The organism is Achromobacter sp. JUb104 (assembly GCF_024806975.1).
Classification (GTDB): Bacteria; Pseudomonadota; Gammaproteobacteria; order Burkholderiales; family Burkholderiaceae_B; genus Achromobacter; species Achromobacter spanius.
In genome coordinates, this window is sequence record NZ_JANUEY010000002.1 from 334,469 (window position 1) to 350,092 (window position 15,624).

16 protein-coding genes are annotated in these 15,624 nt (G+C 66.3%); 5 read left to right on the plus strand and 11 right to left on the minus strand.

Annotated features, from left to right (window positions below; genetic code table 11):
- Positions 1–5 precede the first annotated feature (5 nt).
- The 8 genes from M2361_RS13495 to M2361_RS13530 all read right to left on the minus strand — a co-directional run bounded on the left by M2361_RS13495 (position 6) and on the right by M2361_RS13530 (position 8,644).
- Complete coding sequence (locus tag M2361_RS13495) at positions 6–488, minus strand: YajQ family cyclic di-GMP-binding protein (protein WP_259249690.1); 483 nt, start codon at positions 486–488, stop codon at positions 6–8.
- A 96-nt stretch (positions 489–584) separates the two neighbouring features.
- Positions 585–1,373 carry a heme ABC transporter ATP-binding protein gene (locus M2361_RS13500; RefSeq protein ID WP_259249692.1) on the minus strand — a complete coding sequence of 263 codons (789 nt, stop codon included), beginning with the start codon at positions 1,371–1,373 and terminating at the stop codon, positions 585–587.
- The gene (locus M2361_RS13505; RefSeq protein ID WP_259249694.1) at positions 1,370–2,368 is read right to left on the minus strand and encodes an iron ABC transporter permease; all 999 of its coding nucleotides are present in this window, start codon (positions 2,366–2,368) and stop codon (positions 1,370–1,372) included. Before M2361_RS13505 ends, M2361_RS13500 begins: the two co-directional genes overlap by 4 nt.
- On the minus strand, positions 2,352–3,185 hold the full coding sequence (locus tag M2361_RS13510) for a hemin ABC transporter substrate-binding protein (protein ID WP_259249695.1): 834 nt from the start codon (positions 3,183–3,185) through the stop codon (positions 2,352–2,354). Before M2361_RS13510 ends, M2361_RS13505 begins: the two co-directional genes overlap by 17 nt.
- 42 nt (positions 3,186–3,227) lie before the next feature.
- Positions 3,228–4,274, minus strand: a complete 1,047-nt coding sequence (locus tag M2361_RS13515; RefSeq protein WP_259249697.1) for a hemin-degrading factor — start codon at positions 4,272–4,274, stop codon at positions 3,228–3,230.
- An 82-nt stretch (positions 4,275–4,356) separates the two neighbouring features.
- Positions 4,357–6,978 carry a TonB-dependent receptor gene (locus tag M2361_RS13520; protein WP_259249699.1) on the minus strand — a complete coding sequence of 874 codons (2,622 nt, stop codon included), beginning with the start codon at positions 6,976–6,978 and terminating at the stop codon, positions 4,357–4,359.
- A gap of 113 nt (positions 6,979–7,091) precedes the next feature.
- The gene (locus M2361_RS13525) at positions 7,092–8,156 is read right to left on the minus strand and encodes a FecR domain-containing protein (protein WP_259249700.1); all 1,065 of its coding nucleotides are present in this window, start codon (positions 8,154–8,156) and stop codon (positions 7,092–7,094) included.
- Complete coding sequence (locus tag M2361_RS13530; protein ID WP_050450060.1) at positions 8,135–8,644, minus strand: sigma-70 family RNA polymerase sigma factor; 510 nt, start codon at positions 8,642–8,644, stop codon at positions 8,135–8,137. The genes M2361_RS13525 and M2361_RS13530 overlap by 22 nt, the downstream gene beginning before the upstream one ends.
- Before the next feature lie 157 nt (positions 8,645–8,801).
- Between M2361_RS13530 and M2361_RS13535 the strand changes: the two genes are divergently transcribed.
- The 4 genes from M2361_RS13535 (at position 8,802) to M2361_RS13550 (ending at position 11,603) form a co-directional block, all read left to right on the plus strand.
- Positions 8,802–9,269: a CopD family protein gene (locus M2361_RS13535; protein ID WP_259249703.1), complete on the plus strand. Its 468-nt coding sequence runs from the start codon at positions 8,802–8,804 to the stop codon at positions 9,267–9,269.
- A gap of 126 nt (positions 9,270–9,395) precedes the next feature.
- Positions 9,396–10,268, plus strand: coding sequence for a hypothetical protein (locus M2361_RS13540; protein ID WP_259249705.1), 873 nt, complete (start codon positions 9,396–9,398; stop codon positions 10,266–10,268).
- A 110-nt stretch (positions 10,269–10,378) separates the two neighbouring features.
- Entirely contained in the window at positions 10,379–11,068 is a 690-nt protein-coding gene (locus M2361_RS13545; RefSeq protein WP_259249707.1) for a YafY family protein, read from the plus strand.
- A gap of 100 nt (positions 11,069–11,168) precedes the next feature.
- Positions 11,169–11,603 carry a VOC family protein gene (locus M2361_RS13550; RefSeq protein ID WP_259249709.1) on the plus strand — a complete coding sequence of 145 codons (435 nt, stop codon included), beginning with the start codon at positions 11,169–11,171 and terminating at the stop codon, positions 11,601–11,603.
- 18 nt (positions 11,604–11,621) lie between these two features.
- Here the strand turns inward: M2361_RS13550 and M2361_RS13555 are convergent, their stop codons facing one another.
- Together M2361_RS13555 and kynU are read right to left on the minus strand one after the other, a co-directional pair.
- Entirely contained in the window at positions 11,622–13,028 is a 1,407-nt protein-coding gene (locus M2361_RS13555) for an amino acid permease (RefSeq protein ID WP_259249711.1), read from the minus strand.
- A gap of 94 nt (positions 13,029–13,122) precedes the next feature.
- On the minus strand, positions 13,123–14,373 hold the full coding sequence (gene kynU, locus M2361_RS13560; protein ID WP_259249712.1) for a kynureninase: 1,251 nt from the start codon (positions 14,371–14,373) through the stop codon (positions 13,123–13,125).
- 138 nt (positions 14,374–14,511) lie between these two features.
- On the opposite strand from kynU, the gene M2361_RS13565 reads away from it, so the two are divergent.
- Positions 14,512–14,985, plus strand: coding sequence for an Lrp/AsnC family transcriptional regulator (locus M2361_RS13565; RefSeq protein WP_259249713.1), 474 nt, complete (start codon positions 14,512–14,514; stop codon positions 14,983–14,985).
- On the opposite strand, the gene M2361_RS13570 is transcribed toward M2361_RS13565, so the two are convergent.
- Entirely contained in the window at positions 14,982–15,611 is a 630-nt protein-coding gene (locus tag M2361_RS13570; RefSeq protein WP_259249716.1) for a hemolysin III family protein, read from the minus strand. The genes M2361_RS13565 and M2361_RS13570 overlap by 4 nt on opposite strands.
- Positions 15,612–15,624: the final 13 nt, after the last annotated feature.

Here is a 15,624-nt window from a genome sequence, read left to right on the forward strand (position 1 = left end):
GGCGCTTAGTCGCGGAAGTTCTCGAACTGCAGGGGCAGGTCTACGTCGGTCTTTTTCAACAGCGCGATGGCGGCTTGCAGGTCGTCGCGCTTCTTCCCGGTAATGCGCAGCTTGTCGCCGTTGATCTGCGATTCCACCTTGAGCTTGGCGTTCTTGATGGCGGCGATCAGCTTCTTGGCCACGGGCTGTTCAATGCCCTGCTTGATGGTGACCTTCTGGCGCGCGCCGCCCAGGTTTTCCAGCGGGTCGGCCACGTCCAGGCAGCGTACGTCGATGCCGCGCGCCGACAGGCGGCCGCGCAAGATGTCGAGCATCTGCTTGAGTTGAAACGCGCTGGAAGCAACCTGAGTTACGACGAAGCCTTCCAGTTCGAACTTGGCCTCGGTGCCCTTGAAGTCGAAACGGGTGGCGAGTTCGCGGTTGGCTTGGTCGATGGCGTTGGTGAGTTCGTGTTTGTCGACTTCGGAGACGACGTCAAAAGTAGGCATGACACGGGTCCTGTTGGTGATGAGTGAAATTAGGCCGCCTATTTTACCGGCCCTGGAGCGGGCTTCACATCGTCACCTCCTCGCAACGACATCGCTTCACATCGTCAACACCAGCAGGCGGTCCTGTTGCAGCGGATGCGGGATCACCTGCGCGTCGATACCGAACGCCAGATACAGGTTGGCGGCGGTCAAGACCTCCCCCGGCGTGCCCTGCGCGATATCGCGGCCGCCGCTCAGCAGCAGCAGGCGGTCGCACCAGCGCGCCGCCAGGTTCATGTCATGCAGAATCACCAGTACGCCCGTATTGCCGTCGTGCGCCAGTTGCCAGGCGCGGCGCAGCAGGTCGGTTTGATGCTTGGGGTCCAGGCTGGCGGTGGGTTCGTCCAGCAGCAGGTAGCGCGCCTCACCGGGCGCGCGCGCGGCGTGGCATTGCACCAGCACGCGCGCGAACTGCACGCGCTGCTGTTCGCCGCCAGACAGTTCGGGATAGCGGCGGCCACCCAGGTGGGAAGCGTCGGCCAGGTCCAGCGCCTGCGTGACCAGCGCATCGACCTGGGCGGGCGCCAGTTCGGGAAACGGGTACGCGCCCATGGCGACCACTTCGCGCACGTCCAGGTCGAAGGTCAGACCCGGCTTTTGCGGCAGGACGGCGCGGCGCCGTGCTTGCCGCGCCAAGGCCATGTCGGCAAGCGCGGCGCCGTCCAGGCTCAACTGGCCGGCATCCGCCGAGAGTTCGGCCGCCAACGCCCCCAGCAGCGTGGATTTGCCCGCGCCGTTGGCCCCCAGCAAGCCCACGACTTCACCAGGGCGGACCGCCAGCGACACATCGGTCAGGATGCGCGTGCCGCCGCGCGACAGCGTCAGTTGGTGTGCGGCAAGCGTCATCCCAGCCTCCGTCCACGCGCCAGCAGCCACAGGAAGAACGGGCCGCCCACCAGCCCCGTGACCAGGCCGATCGGCAATTCGGCGGGTACGACAACCGTGCGGGCCATCCAATCGGCCAGCACCAGCGCCAGCCCCCCGGCAAGAACCGTGGCGGGCAGCAGCCAGCGGTGATTGGCGCCCAGCGTCATGCGTACCAGGTGCGGCACCACCAGCCCTACAAAAACGATGGTGCCGGTAGCCGCCACCAGCGGGCCGACGATCAGCGCGCTGGCCAGCACCAGTTGCGCGCGCACGCGCTTGAGCGCGTAGCCCAGGTGCTGGGCCTCGCGCTCGCCCAGCAGCAAGGCGTTCATGACGCGCCATTGGCTGATCAGCCAGGCGCTCATCAACAGCACCCACGGCCCCAGGAAGGCCAGCACATTCCAGTTGGCCCCGCCCAGGCTGCCCATGTTCCAGAACGTCAGGTCGCGTAGTTGCGCATCGGTGGCCACGAAGGTGAACAGCCCGATCACACTGAACGACATCGCCGTGATGGCCACGCCCGCCAGCAGCAAGCCCGCCACGCCCGGCACGCGCCGGCCCACGGCGTAGGCGCACATCGTGGCCACCAGGCTGCCGACGAAGGCCGACGGCGCGGTGATCCAGAAGCCGCCCGAGGTCAGCACAATGGCGGCCACTGCCCCCAAGGCCCCGCCCGCCGAAATACCGATCAGCCCGGGCTCGGCCAGCGGGTTGCGAAACAGCGCCTGCATGGCGGCGCCCGAGATCGCCAGCCCCGCGCCCGCCACCACCGCGAACAGCACGCGCGGCAGGCGAATGTCGATCAACACATTGCGCCACAGGGCGTTGTCCGGCGTGGCCGGACCCCACAGCAGCGCGGGCAGTTCGCGCAGCGGTATCGACACCGCGCCGTGGGCGCTGGCGGCCAGCACGGCCAGTACCAGCGCCACGGCCAAGAGGCCCAAGGCCAAGGGCGCGCTAACGCGCCATGACATGGGCAACCTCTTGCTTGAGCTGGGTCAGCGCCAAGGGCAGGCGCGGCCCCATGCCCAGGATCAGCAGGTCGTCCATGACCACCACGCGGCGCTTGGCGGCCGCCTGCGAACCGGCGATACCCGGCTGGGCCAGGAATTTTTCCATGCCGCCGCCGGCGTCCAGCGACGCCTTCGTCACCACGATCAAGTCCGGCCCCAGCGCGCCGATGGCCTCGGCGGACAAGGGCTTGTAGCCTTGCTGGCCGTCCAGCACATTGACCAGGCCCGCCAGATGCATGACTTCGTTGGCGGCGGTGTCGCGACCCGCGCCCTGCGGCGTGCCGGTGCGGTTCAGCAGCAGCAAGGCGCGCGCGCGCGTGGCCGGGATGGCTTCGGCGCGCGCGAGTTCGCGGGTGACCTCGTCCACCATGCGCTCACCCGCGGGCGCGACGCCCAGCGCCTCGGCCACGGCGCGGATGCGCGCCTTCAGTGAATCCACCGACGGCGCATCCGATACGGTGACCACGCGCACGCCCACGCCGGCCAGCCGCTTGAGCGCGTCCGGCGGCCCCGCCTGTTCGGACGCCAGCACCAGGTCGGGCTTGAGCGACAGCACGCCTTCCACCGGCACGGCGCGGTAATAGCCCACGCGCGGCAGCTTGGTGGCGGCCTCGGGGTACAGGCTGGATAAATCATCGCCCACCAGCCGATCGCCCTCACCCAAGCCATAGACGATTTCCGTGACGCTGCCGCCCAGGCTCACCACCCGGCTAGGTTCGGCGGCATGCACGCTCACCGCGACGACCCAGCCCAACGCAATTGCCAACCATTTTTTCATCAAGCGTCCTTACAGGATCTTCAAAGCGTTCTTAGGTCGTCTTCAAACCGCCAGCGGCGCGCCGCACAGGCCCACCATCAATTCGCGCCAGCCCGTCAGTTCCGGCTTGCCGGGTTTGCGCTCGCCAAAGAACTGCACGATCAGGTCGCCCGTGGCGGCGTACACCTCAAGCGAGGTCACCCAGCCGTCGGACGTGGGCTTGTTCACCACCCAGGCCGATGCGATGGCGGTGGTGTCCAGATGCAGGTTGAACTTCGGGTCCAGCACGTTGTACCAAGGGCCGGTGCGGCGCAGTTGCTGGACGGGGCCGGTGTGGATCTGGATCATGCCGCGATTGCCCACGAAGCACATGATGGACAGGCCCGATTCCGCCGCCGACTGCAACATGCGTTCAACGGATTCCGCCGGCACGGGCTGCGCCAGGTCTTCACCGGCCGCCGCCAACGCCGCCAGGCGCGACACCTTGAACTTGCGCAGCAGCGGGAAGAATTCGTGCGTGTCCTTCATGCCCAGCCAGGCCTCGCGCCAGCTTGCCGCGTCATCGACCTCGTCCGCATCCGTGGCGGGCGCATAGGCTTCGGTGGTGGGCCATTGCGCGTCGCCCGCGAACTTTTCCACCAGCGCGTCGTAGGCAGCGGCATTGGTGGCCTCGGTGCGGTAGACCTTGTGCACCGCCACGCCGGCGCCGTCGAAGAATTGCAGGCTGTGGCGGCCGTCCTGCTCAACCGCCCAAGCGGATTTCCACGCGGTGAAGAACACGCGCAGGTCAATGTCGGGCCCCAGCACCAGGCCCACGGGGCCGTCGGCCTGGATATCCAGATACGCGCCGTGGCGCTCGTGCACGCACCAGTCGTTGCGCGTCAGCGCCATTACTTCGCCCAGCGTGCCCAGTTCGCGGAAGATGTCTTGCGGGGTGCCGTGCAGCGCGGTGGACCTCACGCCGCCACAGCCCGCGGCGATCCACTCCGCCTCGGATACGCCCAACGCCTGCGCCAGGTTGCGGGCGCGCAGGCCCGGCTGCGACGCGGCCAGCGTTTCGTTGCGGGCGCGCAGTGCTTCGGCGCGGGTGTTGAAATCTTGATTCGTCATCGTAGGCCTCCAGCCTTGGGTGTTGCTTGCGCTTCGATATGCAAACTGCCGCCGCCGGACCAATGCCGGCGGCGGCGCGAGATCAATACTGGTACGTCAGCGACACGCGCACGCTGCGTCCCGGTTCCGTGTACCAATCCACCGTGCGCGGCAGGGCGAGCGAACCCGCGGTCGGCACGTTGATGGCTTCCCAATACTTCTTGTCGAACAGGTTGAACACGCCTGCCTGCACTTGCAGCCCCTTCACGGCGGTGGGCCGCCAATACCCCATCAAGTCCACCACACCATAGCCCGGCGCTTGAAAATCGGCATTGGGCGTGGTGGCCGATGCATCCGGGTATTCAACCTTGTCGCGCTTGAGCGCGGTGGTGAGCATGGCGTCCACGCCCCACACATCGCGGCCATAGCCGACGCCCAGAATGGCCTTCAGCGGCGCCACCGAATTCAGGTATTGCCCGGTGCCTTCATCCTTGCCCACGGCCCACGCCAGCGAACCCCAGGTGCGCCAACCCGGCGAGAACTTCCAGTGCGCGCTGGCCTCGGCGCCATAGATGCGCACCTTGGCGCGGTTGACGTTGCCCGTGATTCCCAGCGGATATTGCCCCGCCCAGCCCGCCTGCCATTGCGGCGAATTGGGGTCCAGCGGCTGATTGCTATCAATGAAGTTCTGATAGCGGTTATCGAAGAACGATACCGCACCGCCAAGCGCATCAGACCCGATCTTGGCGCCAAGTTCCCAGCCCTTGCTGGTCTCGGGTTTCAGGTACGGATTGCCCACGCGCAGATAGGTGCCGGGGCCGCCATAGTTGGTGTAGAGCTGGCTGGCGCTGGGCGCCTTGAAGCCGTAGGCGTACTGGGCGTAGACGCTCAGTTCGTCCATCGCCTTCCACGTGGCGAGCAGCTTGGGCGAGAAGCGGCTGCCGCTGTTGGACGGCGGCAGCGCGCCCGCGTTGGGATTGCTGTCGTAGCTGTCGGTGGACTGCGGCTTTTGTTCGTAGTGGTCGTAGCGCAGGGCCGGCATGACGGTGTAGCGGCCGTCGGCGAAGCTGAACTCGTCTTGCACCCACAGCGCCCATTGGTCACCCTTGGACTGCGGCACGTCGGCCTGGTTGGTGTGCAGCATGTCGCAGGCACGCGGGCCGAACGGCGCCGGCAGGCCGGGGCGGATGGTCGGGCAATTGTCGTAGCCGCTGGAATTCTGCTCGGTCTTGTTGCCATACCATTCGCCGCCCACCGTCCACAGTTGCGACACGGACGTGCCGGCGAAGCGCTTGGTCAGTTCGCCGTTCACGCCGAACAGCGTCTGCTGGATGGAGTTGCTGCGCCCGTAGGGACCGCTGGGAAAGCCGTAGCGGAACGGGTCGCCGGGAATGATGCGGGCGCGCGAATCCACACTGCGCACGCCGTCCAAGGAATTGTCCAGCCGCACGCGCTGCCAGTAGACGATGGCGGTGGCCGTGTCGATCAGGCCGCCCGCGCTGGGCGCCTGGTAGGAATAGTCGAACGACACGCGCTCGCGCTCGGTTTCTTTCTTGGTGCTGTTTTCGCCGTACAGGTAGCTGGTGCCCGCGCCCTGCTCGAACATGTTGTCGATGTCGGCATTGCGCTTGAAGGTTTCGCCCGTCAGGCCGAAGCGGTGGCCGCCTTCCACGCGTTGTTGCAGCTTCAGCAGGAAGCTGCGCTGGTCATAGTTTTCGGGGCTGGGTTCGCTGCGCTGAGGACCATAGCCGCCCACGTCGCCCCGGTTGTCCAGCGCGTGGCCGTTGCGCACGCCGGCCTGCACCAGCCAGAAGGTATTGCTGTGGATCTGCCCCGCCAGCGCCGCGTTGGCGCCCCAGCTTGAATCGGCGGAATCGTAATCGGTCTTGGCCAGCGCGCCGAGGGTCTTGCCGTCGGTGAGCAGGTCGGACGGGTCCAGCGTGCGCAGGTCGGCAATGCCCGAGATGGCGCCGGAACCGCCGCCGGTGGCGTCCGCGCCGCGCACGATGTCCAACCGCGACAGGCTGTTGAAGTCCACGGCTTCCAGGCCGCCCTTCACGCCGCGCGCGCCGTCATCCAGCCACGGCAACCGGATGCCGTCCACGCGGGTCAGCACGCGGTCTTGGTCCAGGCCACGAATGTTGATGCTGTTGGTGGTTCGGTTGAAGCTCACACCGGCTTCGGCGCGCTTGCCCAGGTCGCTCCAGTTCTTGATCTGCAAGTCGTCCATGCGCTGACGGTCGGTGCTGGTTTCCCAGGCGGGCGTGATCAATGCGCCCTCGCCTTCCACCTTGACGGGCGCCAGTTGCGTTACGCCGGGCTGCGGGGCGGCGCGCAGCACGAAGACGCCCGCGCTACGTTCCTGCACGGCCAGGCCACTGCCCTCCAGCAATTGCGCGAAGCCGTCCGCCACGGAGTAGGTGCCCGCCAGGCCCGATGTGCGGCGTTGGCCCACCAGCGCGCCATCGAACAACACCGTCACGCCCGCGCTGTCGGCAAAGCGCGGCAACGCCTCGGCCAGCGTGCCCGCCGGAATGCGATAGCTGCGCGCGGCGCTGGCGCTGGCTTGCGTGGATTGTGCCTGGGCGGCGGCCAGCGGCAGCGTCGCGGCGGACACGGCGGCAAACGCCAACGCGGCATGCACGGCGCAAGTCAGGTGAGTGACGCGATGCGCAGCTTGCGCGGGTCGGGAGCCGCTTGCGCGGCCGGCGGGAAGATAAGCCATGGTCGTCCTTTCGATCCAACGGGTATCGGCATTCGTTTGCCTATACAGACCATGACCCGCGTGATTTTGAAATCGGACAGCTCGCGCGCGGGTATTTTGTAACAGAGACTCATTCACGCTGACGACGCGCGCGGACCGATGGTCACCCAATAGGGGGTGCGGTAGCGCACTTGCACCGGCAGGGTCGCGGGCAAGGCGGCAAGCACGGCGTCGGTGTCGTTCAGTTGGAAGGCGCCGGATATGCGCAGATGCGCGACTTCGGGATCGCAGCGCAGCACGCCCGGGCGATACCGGCCAAGTTCCACGGCGAAGGCATCCAGGCGCAACTGGCTGGCGTGCAGCACGCCGCGCATCCAGTCGCCGGCGTGCGGATCGGCGGGTGATGGGTGGGACAAGCCGGCATCGCTCAGGCTGCCCTGCTGGCCCGCCGTCAGGTTCAGGATTTGCCCGCCCCGGCTGACACGCACACGGCCTTCCTGCACGCTGACCTGGCATTGCACGCCGTCCTGCCGCACACAAAAGCGCGAAGGCGGCGCTTCGATATCGCCCAGGCGGGTGCGGACGACGAAGGGGCGCGGTTGTGCATGGGGAGCTGCCGCCGAATCGGCCACGGAATCGACAGCGGAGCTAGCCGCTGAATTGCGCACGGGATACGCCACCGAGTCAGCCACAACATGCACGGCGATTTCGCCGGCGCGCAGCCGCAGCAGGCGCGTGGTGGCATCGAAGGCCACGTCCACCGCGCTGGCGGTGTTCAGTTGCAGGGTGGACCCGTCGGCCAGCACCACGTCGCGCCGCTCGCCGGCGCCGCTGCGGTAGTCGGCCGTCCAATTCATGGGGTCGGCGCGCCACGCCGCCCAGCCCACCGGCCCCGCCACCACCAGTGCCACCAAGGTCTTCAAGGCCGCGCGGCGCGATGACAGTTCGGGCCGGTTCAAGGTGGCCATGCCCAGCGCCGACGGGATCAGTCCAAAGCGTTCATTGACCCGTTGCGCGCGTTGCCAGGCGTGTTCGTGTTCGGCCTTGCTGGCCCGCCACTGATCGCAAGCGTGTACGTCGGCATCCGTGGCGCGGCCCGAGCTCAAGCGCAGCAACCAGCGCGCGGCTTCGCGCGCCACATTGCGTTCGACGGCGGGCAGTTCGCCGCCCACGCCGTTCAACTCACCGCCATGATGCATTGCTCGAACCCTCGGGCGATATAGCGGTGCACGGTGCGCAGCGACACGTTGAGCCGCTGGGCGATTTCTCCATGGCTCAGGTCTTCCAACTGCGCCATCAGGAAAGCCTGGCGCGCGGGCAGCGATAGCCCGGCCAGCATTTCATCAATTTCCTGTAGCGTTTCCAGAATGATCAGGCGCTGCTCGGCGGGCGGCGCAATCTGTTCGGGCATCAGCGCCAGTGCTTCCAGATAGGCGTTTTCGACCGAGCGGCGCCGATGATGATTCAGCAGCAGGCGCTTGGCGATGGTGGTGAGATAGGCGCGCGGTTCACGCAGCGCGTCCAGATCGTGGCGATGGCGCAGCACACGCACGAAGGTGTCCTGGGCCAGGTCGGCGGCGTCGAAGGTGTTGCCCAGCTTCGCGCGCAACCAATTTTGCAGCCACCCGTGGTGGCTGCGGTACAGACATTGGACGGTGTCGCCTGAAGCGAGCACGGGGTTCGGCACGACGGGCTCCCAGTACGCTAAAACACAAATAACAATCAATCTCATTCTAATTGCAAAACCAGGTTTCCGGTCAAGTCCAAGCGAAACACGGCGGCGGAGATATCATGCGGACAGACCGGCCGCGCCCCGCGGCCCCCTTACCGACCGGGCTGGCTCCATGATCTATAGCGTCTTGAAATTCATCCACGTGATCGCCGTGATTCTGTGGGTGGGCGGCATGCTGTTCGCGCACTGTTTCCTGCGGCCGGCGGCCGCGCAGTTGGAACCCAAGACGCGCCTGACGCTGATGGCCTCGGTGCTGCGGCCCTTTCTGAACGCGGTGCTGGTGGCGATCGTGCTGATCCTGCTGACGGGCGCGTGGATGATCGGGCAGGCAGGCAGCCTGGCGGCGCAGACCGGCGGCGAATTCTTCATGCCGCGCAGTTGGACGCTGATGGCCACTGGCGGGCTGGTGATGATGGCCATCTTTGGCCATATCCGCTTTGCGTTGTACAAGCGCCTGGCGCTTGCGGTGGCCGCGTCGGACTGGCCCAAGGGAGGTCAGGCCATGGCCGGCATGCGCCGCTGGGTGGGCGTGAACCTGGTGCTGGGCATCGTCGTGGTGGGCGTGGCGTTCCTGGCCTAGCCTGCCATCGGCCGGACAGAGGCTGGTATCGGAATTCTTTCGTTTGGTGCAATACGCCGTACATCCGTGGCGGACACACTGGGGATGACTCTCGCGGGTCACCTCAACAACGATAAGGGATTCCCCATGATCAAACGCGCATTGCACCTGGCCGCCCTCGGCCTGTTCGCCACCTCGTTCGCTGCCCCGTTCGCCACCCACGCCGCCGACGCCATCGACAACAGCGCGCTGGACAAGCCCGAGTTCCGCAGCCACAAGGCCACTTACGGCGTGGTGTACCGCCTGCCGCAAGAGGTCAACGCCGTGCTGGACGCCAAGGTGAATGGCGTCTTGAAGCAGGACCTGCTGGCGCTGGGCCTGAAGACCGAGGCCGACACGCCCAACCTGCCGCACGTGACGGTGGTGCATATCCACAGCGCCGACCCCGCCACGCCCGCCCGCATGCTGAAGGCGCTGCCCAAGCCGCCCGCGCCCTTGCAGGTCACGCTGAAAACCTTCTACCCGACCGAAGCCGCCAAGGACGCCGGGCACCCCTGGTGGCTGGACCTGGGCGTCGTCAAGAGCGGCCAGGGTTTCGAAGACATGATGCGCTACAACACCGTGGCCACCGCCGCCCTGGCGCCCTTGCGCGACGGCCCCTTGCCGCGCGTGACCGGCCCCGTCTACGCCAAGATGAGCGACGCCGGCCGCACGCTGGTCAAGACCATGGGCGTCAGCGGCGTCAATGTGATGCAAGACGGCAAGGAACTGCGCGCCCACAACCCGCACACCACGCTGGTCTACAGCATGGCGCGCTACGACACCCGCTTGCAGGACGCCATGAAGCAGGAATCCGCCAAGTTCAACGCGGTGCTGCCCGACGGCATCAACACCACGTTCAAGGACGTTTCCATTGTCGAAATCGGCTTTGCCGGCAACGTCGTGCGCGAGATCTATCGCGTCAGCCTGGAAGACGGCTCGGTGATTGACGTGGCCACGGGCAAGAAGATCGGCGCCTGAACGCCTGCTTGGCCCCGGTGCGGGCCAAGTGGAATTGGGCAAGGAACGGGCTGCCGACTGCTGCCATTCCGTGGCAGCATTACGCCATTCCCGCCACGCGCCCTTTCCCCATGTCCCGCACCGAACGACTTCTGGACCTGCTCCAGACCCTGCGCCGCCACCGCCTGCCCGTCAGCGGGCATCGGCTTGCCGCCGAAATGGGCGTCAGCCTGCGCACGCTGTACCGCGACATCGCGACGTTGCAATGCCAGGGCGCGGAAATCGAAGGCGAGCCGGGCGTGGGCTACGTGCTGCGTCCCGGCTTCATGCTGCCGCCGCTGATGTTCAGCACCGAAGAAATCGAGGCGCTGGTGCTGGGCACGCGCTGGGTCGCGGGGCGTTCGGACGAGCGCCTGGGCATGGCGGCGCGCAACGCGCTGGCCAAGATCGGCGCCGTGTTGCCGCAGGAACTGCGCGATGAATTGGACGCCATTCCGCTCTTGGTGGCGCCCAGCGCCATCGCGGTGGTGGACCGGGTGGACGTGGCGCTGATCCGCCAGGCGATACGCACGGAACACGCCCTGCACATCAGCTACCGCGACGACAAGGGGTCGGATTCCGACCGGGTGATATGGCCGTTTGCCCTGGGCTTTTTCGACAGCGTGCGCATCGTCATGGCCTGGTGCGAGCTGCGGCAGGACTTCCGCCATTTCCGCACCGACCGCATCGCCACGCTGACACCCGGCGAGCGCTATCCCCGCCGCCGCCACGTGCTGCTGAAGGAGTGGCGCGCCATCGCGCAGGAGTCGCAGGATTGCTGAATACCGAAGTGCTGAAGGCTGAACTGCCGACGCACACTACTGCCAAAAACTGACAGTACCCTTGCCTAAGATGCGTGCATCCCTCACCCAGGAGCGCGTCATGTCTCGCACAAACCCAGCCGACACCAATCTCGTCATCTTCTACGTTGAAAAGCCGCAGACCAGCGCGGCGTTCTACAGCGCCCTGCTGCAACGTCCGCCGGTTGAAAGCTCGCCTACGTTTGCGCTCTTCGTGCTGGACTCCGGCTTGAAGCTGGGCCTGTGGTCGCGCTACACGGTGGAGCCCGCCGCGGCGGGCCGGGGCGGCGCGTCTGAACTGGCGTTCTGCGTGGCGGATGCCGACGCGCTCAACCAGCGCCACCTGGACTGGAGCCTGCGTGGCCTGCCGATTCTGCAAGCGCCCACCAACATGGATTTCGGCCGCACCTTCGTGGCGCTGGACCCCGACGGCCACCGCCTGCGAGTCTTTGCGCCGGCACGCGAACCGGCCACGGTGGCGGAACCCGCCGACACCGTGGCCGCGCATGCCCTTTGATCCGGCCCAGGCCGCTGATCAACCGCGCTGCTGGCGGGCTTGAAGCACCACGGCTTCGCCGCGCTTCTTGAACAGCACCGCATACAGCGCGGCCAGGATCAGCAGGAACGGCACGCCGAACACCAAGGTCATCTGGAACACGTTGGTGAAGTAAGTGGTGATCAAAATCGCCAGCATCGCCACCGCGCCCAGCAACGTCAGCACCGGAAAGCCGGGCATGCGGAACGACAGCGCGCCACCGCCTTCGCGTGCCCAGCGGCGGCGAAAAAAGTAGTGCGTCACGAAGATCATCATCCAGGTGAACAGCGCGCCGAACATCGAGATGGCCATCATCAAGGTGAAGGCCGTGTCGGGGTACATCACCTTCAGCACCACGGCGATGGCGATGCCGCTGGTGGACAGCAGCAGCGCATTCAGCGGCGTGCCGCTTTTGGTCAGGCGGCCGAACAAGGCCGGCGCATGACCCGCGCGCGACAGGCTGAACATCATGCGCGTGGTGATGTAAAGCTGGCTGTTCATGGCCGACAAGGCCGCCACCAGCACGATGAAGTTGATGACGCCCGCCGCGCCCGGGATGTCCAGCGCCAGCATCACCTTCACAAAGGGGCTACCTTCCTTGCCGGCTTCGTTCCAGGGCACGATCGCCAATATCAACGCCAAGGTCAGCAGGTAGAACACGACCAGCCGCACGATGGTGGCGCGAAACGCTTTCTTCACGGCGCGCTCGGGGTCTTCGGCCTCGCCTGCGGCCACCGCGATCATCTCGACGCTAAGGTAGCTGAAGATCGAGATCACCACGGCAATCCACATGCCCCACAGCCCATTCGGAAAGAAGCCGCCGTGCGCCGTGTATTGCGCCACGCCGTACTGCGGGTTGCCCCACACAACATACGCGCCCAGGATGATGAAGGCCACGATGGCGGTGATCTTCACGGTAGAGAACCAGTATTCGATGGTGCCGAACGCCTTGACGCTCATCGCGTTCACCAGGATCAGCGCCCCCGAGAACACGCACACCCATAGCCACCCCGGCACATCGGGGAACCAGAAATGCATGTACTCGGCCACGGCGGTGACCTCGGTGCCCACCGCCAGCACCACGCACGACCAGTACGCATAGCGCACCAGAAAGCCGGCCAGGGGGCCGATGTAGTGTTCGGCATAGGCGCCGAAGGACCCGGACGTGGAATGCGCCACCGTCATTTCCGCCAGGCAGCCCATCAGCAAGAGCGTGATCAGCCCGCCAATGGCGTAGCTGATGATGACGCTGGGCCCGGCAAAGCCGATGGCGAATTTACTGCCCAGAAACAGGCCCGTGCCGATGGCCCCGCCGATGGCGATCATGCTCATCTGGCCCGAGGTCAAGCGTCGCTTGAGCCCCTGTTCGCGTTCGGCGATCTGGCCGAATCCTTGTGGTTTTTTCATTGTCTCCTCCTGCATTGCCCCCTCCTCCAGTGCGCTCGCTTTATGGTGGTGATGCCGGTTCGGCCCCGCGAGATGGGGCCACGCTCTTTGGCGTTCAGGTCACGGTCGAGCGTTGCTTGTATTCCGGCTTGTCCCAGGCGCGCGTGTCCAGCACGTCTTTCAGGATGTCCACGGCGTCCCAGACGTCGGCATGGCCGAAGTACAGCGGCGTCAGGCCAAATCGCAGCACTTCGGGCTCGCGGTAATCGCCGATCAGGCCGCGCGCGATCAGCGCCTGCATGACCTCGTAGCCATTGGGATGCAAGAAGCTCACGTGGCTGCCGCGTTCGGCATGCGTGCGCGGCGTGACAAGCGTCAGCGGGTGGTCCGCGCAACGTTCCTCGACCAGCTTGATGAACAGGTCGCCCAGCGCCAGCGACTTCGCACGCACCTGCGCCATGTCGGCGGCTTGCGCCACGTCCAGCCCGCATTCCACCAGCGACAAGGACACGATGGGCTGGGTGCCGCACAGGTAGCGGCGGATGCCGCCGGCCGGCTCGTAGGCCACGGCCATGTCGAACGGCCGCGTGTGGCCCCACCAGCCGGACAGCGGCTGCCAGAAGTCCTTCGTGTGGCGCGGGGCCACCCAGATGAAAGCCGGCGAGCCGGGGCCGCCGTTCAAGTACTTATAGGTGCAGCCCACGGCGAAGTCGGCGTTGGCGCCGTTCAGGTCCACGGGCACCGCGCCGGCCGCGTGCGCCAGGTCCCAGATGGTGAGCGCGCCGCGCTCGTGCGCCAGCGCCGTCACTGAAGCCATGTCGTGCATCTGGCCGCTGCGATAGTTGACGTGCGACAGCAGCATGACGGCAACCGAGTCGTCCAGCGCCTTGTCCAGCGGCAGCTCGTCGTCGATCAGGCGCATCTCGTAGCCCTGCTGCAGCAGGTCGATCATGCCCTGCACCATGTAGAGATCGGTGGGGAAGTTGTCGCGTTCGGACAGGATGACGCGGCGTGCCGGCTGCTGTTGCTGCTGAATGCGCAGCGCGGCGGCCAGCGCCTTGAAGATGTTCAGCGAGGTGGTGTCGGTGACCACCATTTCGCCGTCGCGCGCGCCCAGCAGGCTGCCCAGCTTGTTGCCCAGGCGCGCGGGCAATTCGAACCAGCCGGCCGTGTTCCAGCTACGGATCAGGTCGGTGCCCCATTCCTGCGTGATGACGCCGGCGGCGCGGGCGGCGGCACCCTTGGGCATCACGCCCAGCGAATTGCCGTCCATGTAGAGCACGCCGGGTGGCAGCTCGAAGCGGTCTTTCAGGGGGGCCAGGGGGTCTTTCCGGTCTGCGGCGACGCAGTCTTCGCGGGTAGTCATGCGGTGCTCCTTCGGGCAATATGCTGCAAACAGGATAGCAGCGCCATGGGGCCTGAAAATTGCAAAACCAGGCGTGGCTTACCCTAGGATTCCGCATTCAATTGCGCCAAATTTCCATTTTTAGAATTGGATTGCACCATGCAGCTAGACGCCACCGATCAGCGCATCCTGGTCCGCCTGCAAGAGAACAGCCAGATCAGCAACCAGGACCTGGCCGAGCAGGTGGCGCTGTCGCCATCGGCCTGCCTGCGCCGCGTGCGGGCGCTGGAAGAAGCCGGGTTCATCCGCAACTACCGGGCGGTGCTGGACGCCGACAAGCTGGGGTTTGAATTGGAAGCCATCGTCCACGTGTCGCTGGACCAGTCCCGCCCGGGGTGGCACGAGGCCTTTCTGGCCGGCATCGCGGCGCACGACGAAATCACCGAAGCCAGCATCGTGACCGGGGCGTCGAACTACATCTTGTCGGTGCGCACCCGCAACCTGGCGGCGTTCTCGCAGTTTGTCGAAGACAAGCTGAGCAAGATCGCGGGGGTGCGCGATCTGTGTTCGCATATCGTCATGCGCAAAGTGAAAGACCGGGGCGGCATGCTGCCGCTGACGGCGTGGCGCTAAGCCGCCCCGAATCGTAGAAATCCGAATACCGTGACAAAGTGGCAGGCCGAGCCCGCCATCACGAACAGATGCCAGATGCCGTGGGCATGCCGCCAGCGCTGGTCTTTCACATAGAACAGCGTGCCCACCGTGTACGCGGCCGCGCCCGCCAGTAACCAGGTCAGGCCCGCCGACGACAAGGCGCCCGCGATCGGGGCGGCGAATATCACCCCCAGCCACCCCATGGCCAGATACAGCGGCAGGGCTGGCGCCGCACCGCGCGCCCACCACAGTTCACGGCTGATGCCGATGGCCGCCAGCAGCCATATCGCCACGCCCATGGCCGCGCTCCAGGCGTGGTCCACGGGCCCGAAGGCCAGCGGTGTGTAGGTCCCCGCAATCAACAGGTAGATGGCGCAGTGGTCGGCCTTGGCCCAGCGCGCCTTGTAGCGGCCGCGCGTGCAGTGATACAGCACCGACGAGGCGTACACCGCAATCATCGATGCCGCGAACACGGCGCAACTGATGATCTGCCGCGTATCCACTTTCAGTTCCGCCGCGCGCGCGATCAGCGCGCCGGACGCGGCCACGGCCATCGCCAGGCCCGCCAGATGCGTGGCGCCATTGAATCGTTCGCCTTCGTACATGTGTCCTCCCAGC

Bases quoted from the DNA above. Each gene is read 5' to 3' on its own strand.
- M2361_RS13495 (WP_259249690.1), bottom strand. From the start codon at position 488: ATGCCTACTTTTGACGTCGTCTCCGAAGTCGACAAACACGAACTCACC.
- M2361_RS13500 (WP_259249692.1), bottom strand. From the start codon at position 1,373: ATGACGCTTGCCGCACACCAACTGACGCTGTCGCGCGGCGGCACGCGC.
- M2361_RS13505 (WP_259249694.1), bottom strand. From the start codon at position 2,368: ATGTCATGGCGCGTTAGCGCGCCCTTGGCCTTGGGCCTCTTGGCCGTG.
- M2361_RS13510 (WP_259249695.1), bottom strand. From the start codon at position 3,185: ATGAAAAAATGGTTGGCAATTGCGTTGGGCTGGGTCGTCGCGGTGAGC.
- M2361_RS13515 (WP_259249697.1), bottom strand. From the start codon at position 4,274: ATGACGAATCAAGATTTCAACACCCGCGCCGAAGCACTGCGCGCCCGC.
- M2361_RS13520 (WP_259249699.1), bottom strand. From the start codon at position 6,978: ATGGCTTATCTTCCCGCCGGCCGCGCAAGCGGCTCCCGACCCGCGCAA.
- M2361_RS13525 (WP_259249700.1), bottom strand. From the start codon at position 8,156: ATGCATCATGGCGGTGAGTTGAACGGCGTGGGCGGCGAACTGCCCGCC.
- M2361_RS13535 (WP_259249703.1), top strand. From the start codon at position 8,802: ATGATCTATAGCGTCTTGAAATTCATCCACGTGATCGCCGTGATTCTG.
- M2361_RS13540 (WP_259249705.1), top strand. From the start codon at position 9,396: ATGATCAAACGCGCATTGCACCTGGCCGCCCTCGGCCTGTTCGCCACC.
- M2361_RS13545 (WP_259249707.1), top strand. From the start codon at position 10,379: ATGTCCCGCACCGAACGACTTCTGGACCTGCTCCAGACCCTGCGCCGC.
- M2361_RS13550 (WP_259249709.1), top strand. From the start codon at position 11,169: ATGTCTCGCACAAACCCAGCCGACACCAATCTCGTCATCTTCTACGTT.
- M2361_RS13555 (WP_259249711.1), bottom strand. From the start codon at position 13,028: ATGAAAAAACCACAAGGATTCGGCCAGATCGCCGAACGCGAACAGGGG.
- kynU (WP_259249712.1), bottom strand. From the start codon at position 14,373: ATGACTACCCGCGAAGACTGCGTCGCCGCAGACCGGAAAGACCCCCTG.
- M2361_RS13565 (WP_259249713.1), top strand. From the start codon at position 14,512: ATGCAGCTAGACGCCACCGATCAGCGCATCCTGGTCCGCCTGCAAGAG.
- M2361_RS13570 (WP_259249716.1), bottom strand. From the start codon at position 15,611: ATGTACGAAGGCGAACGATTCAATGGCGCCACGCATCTGGCGGGCCTG.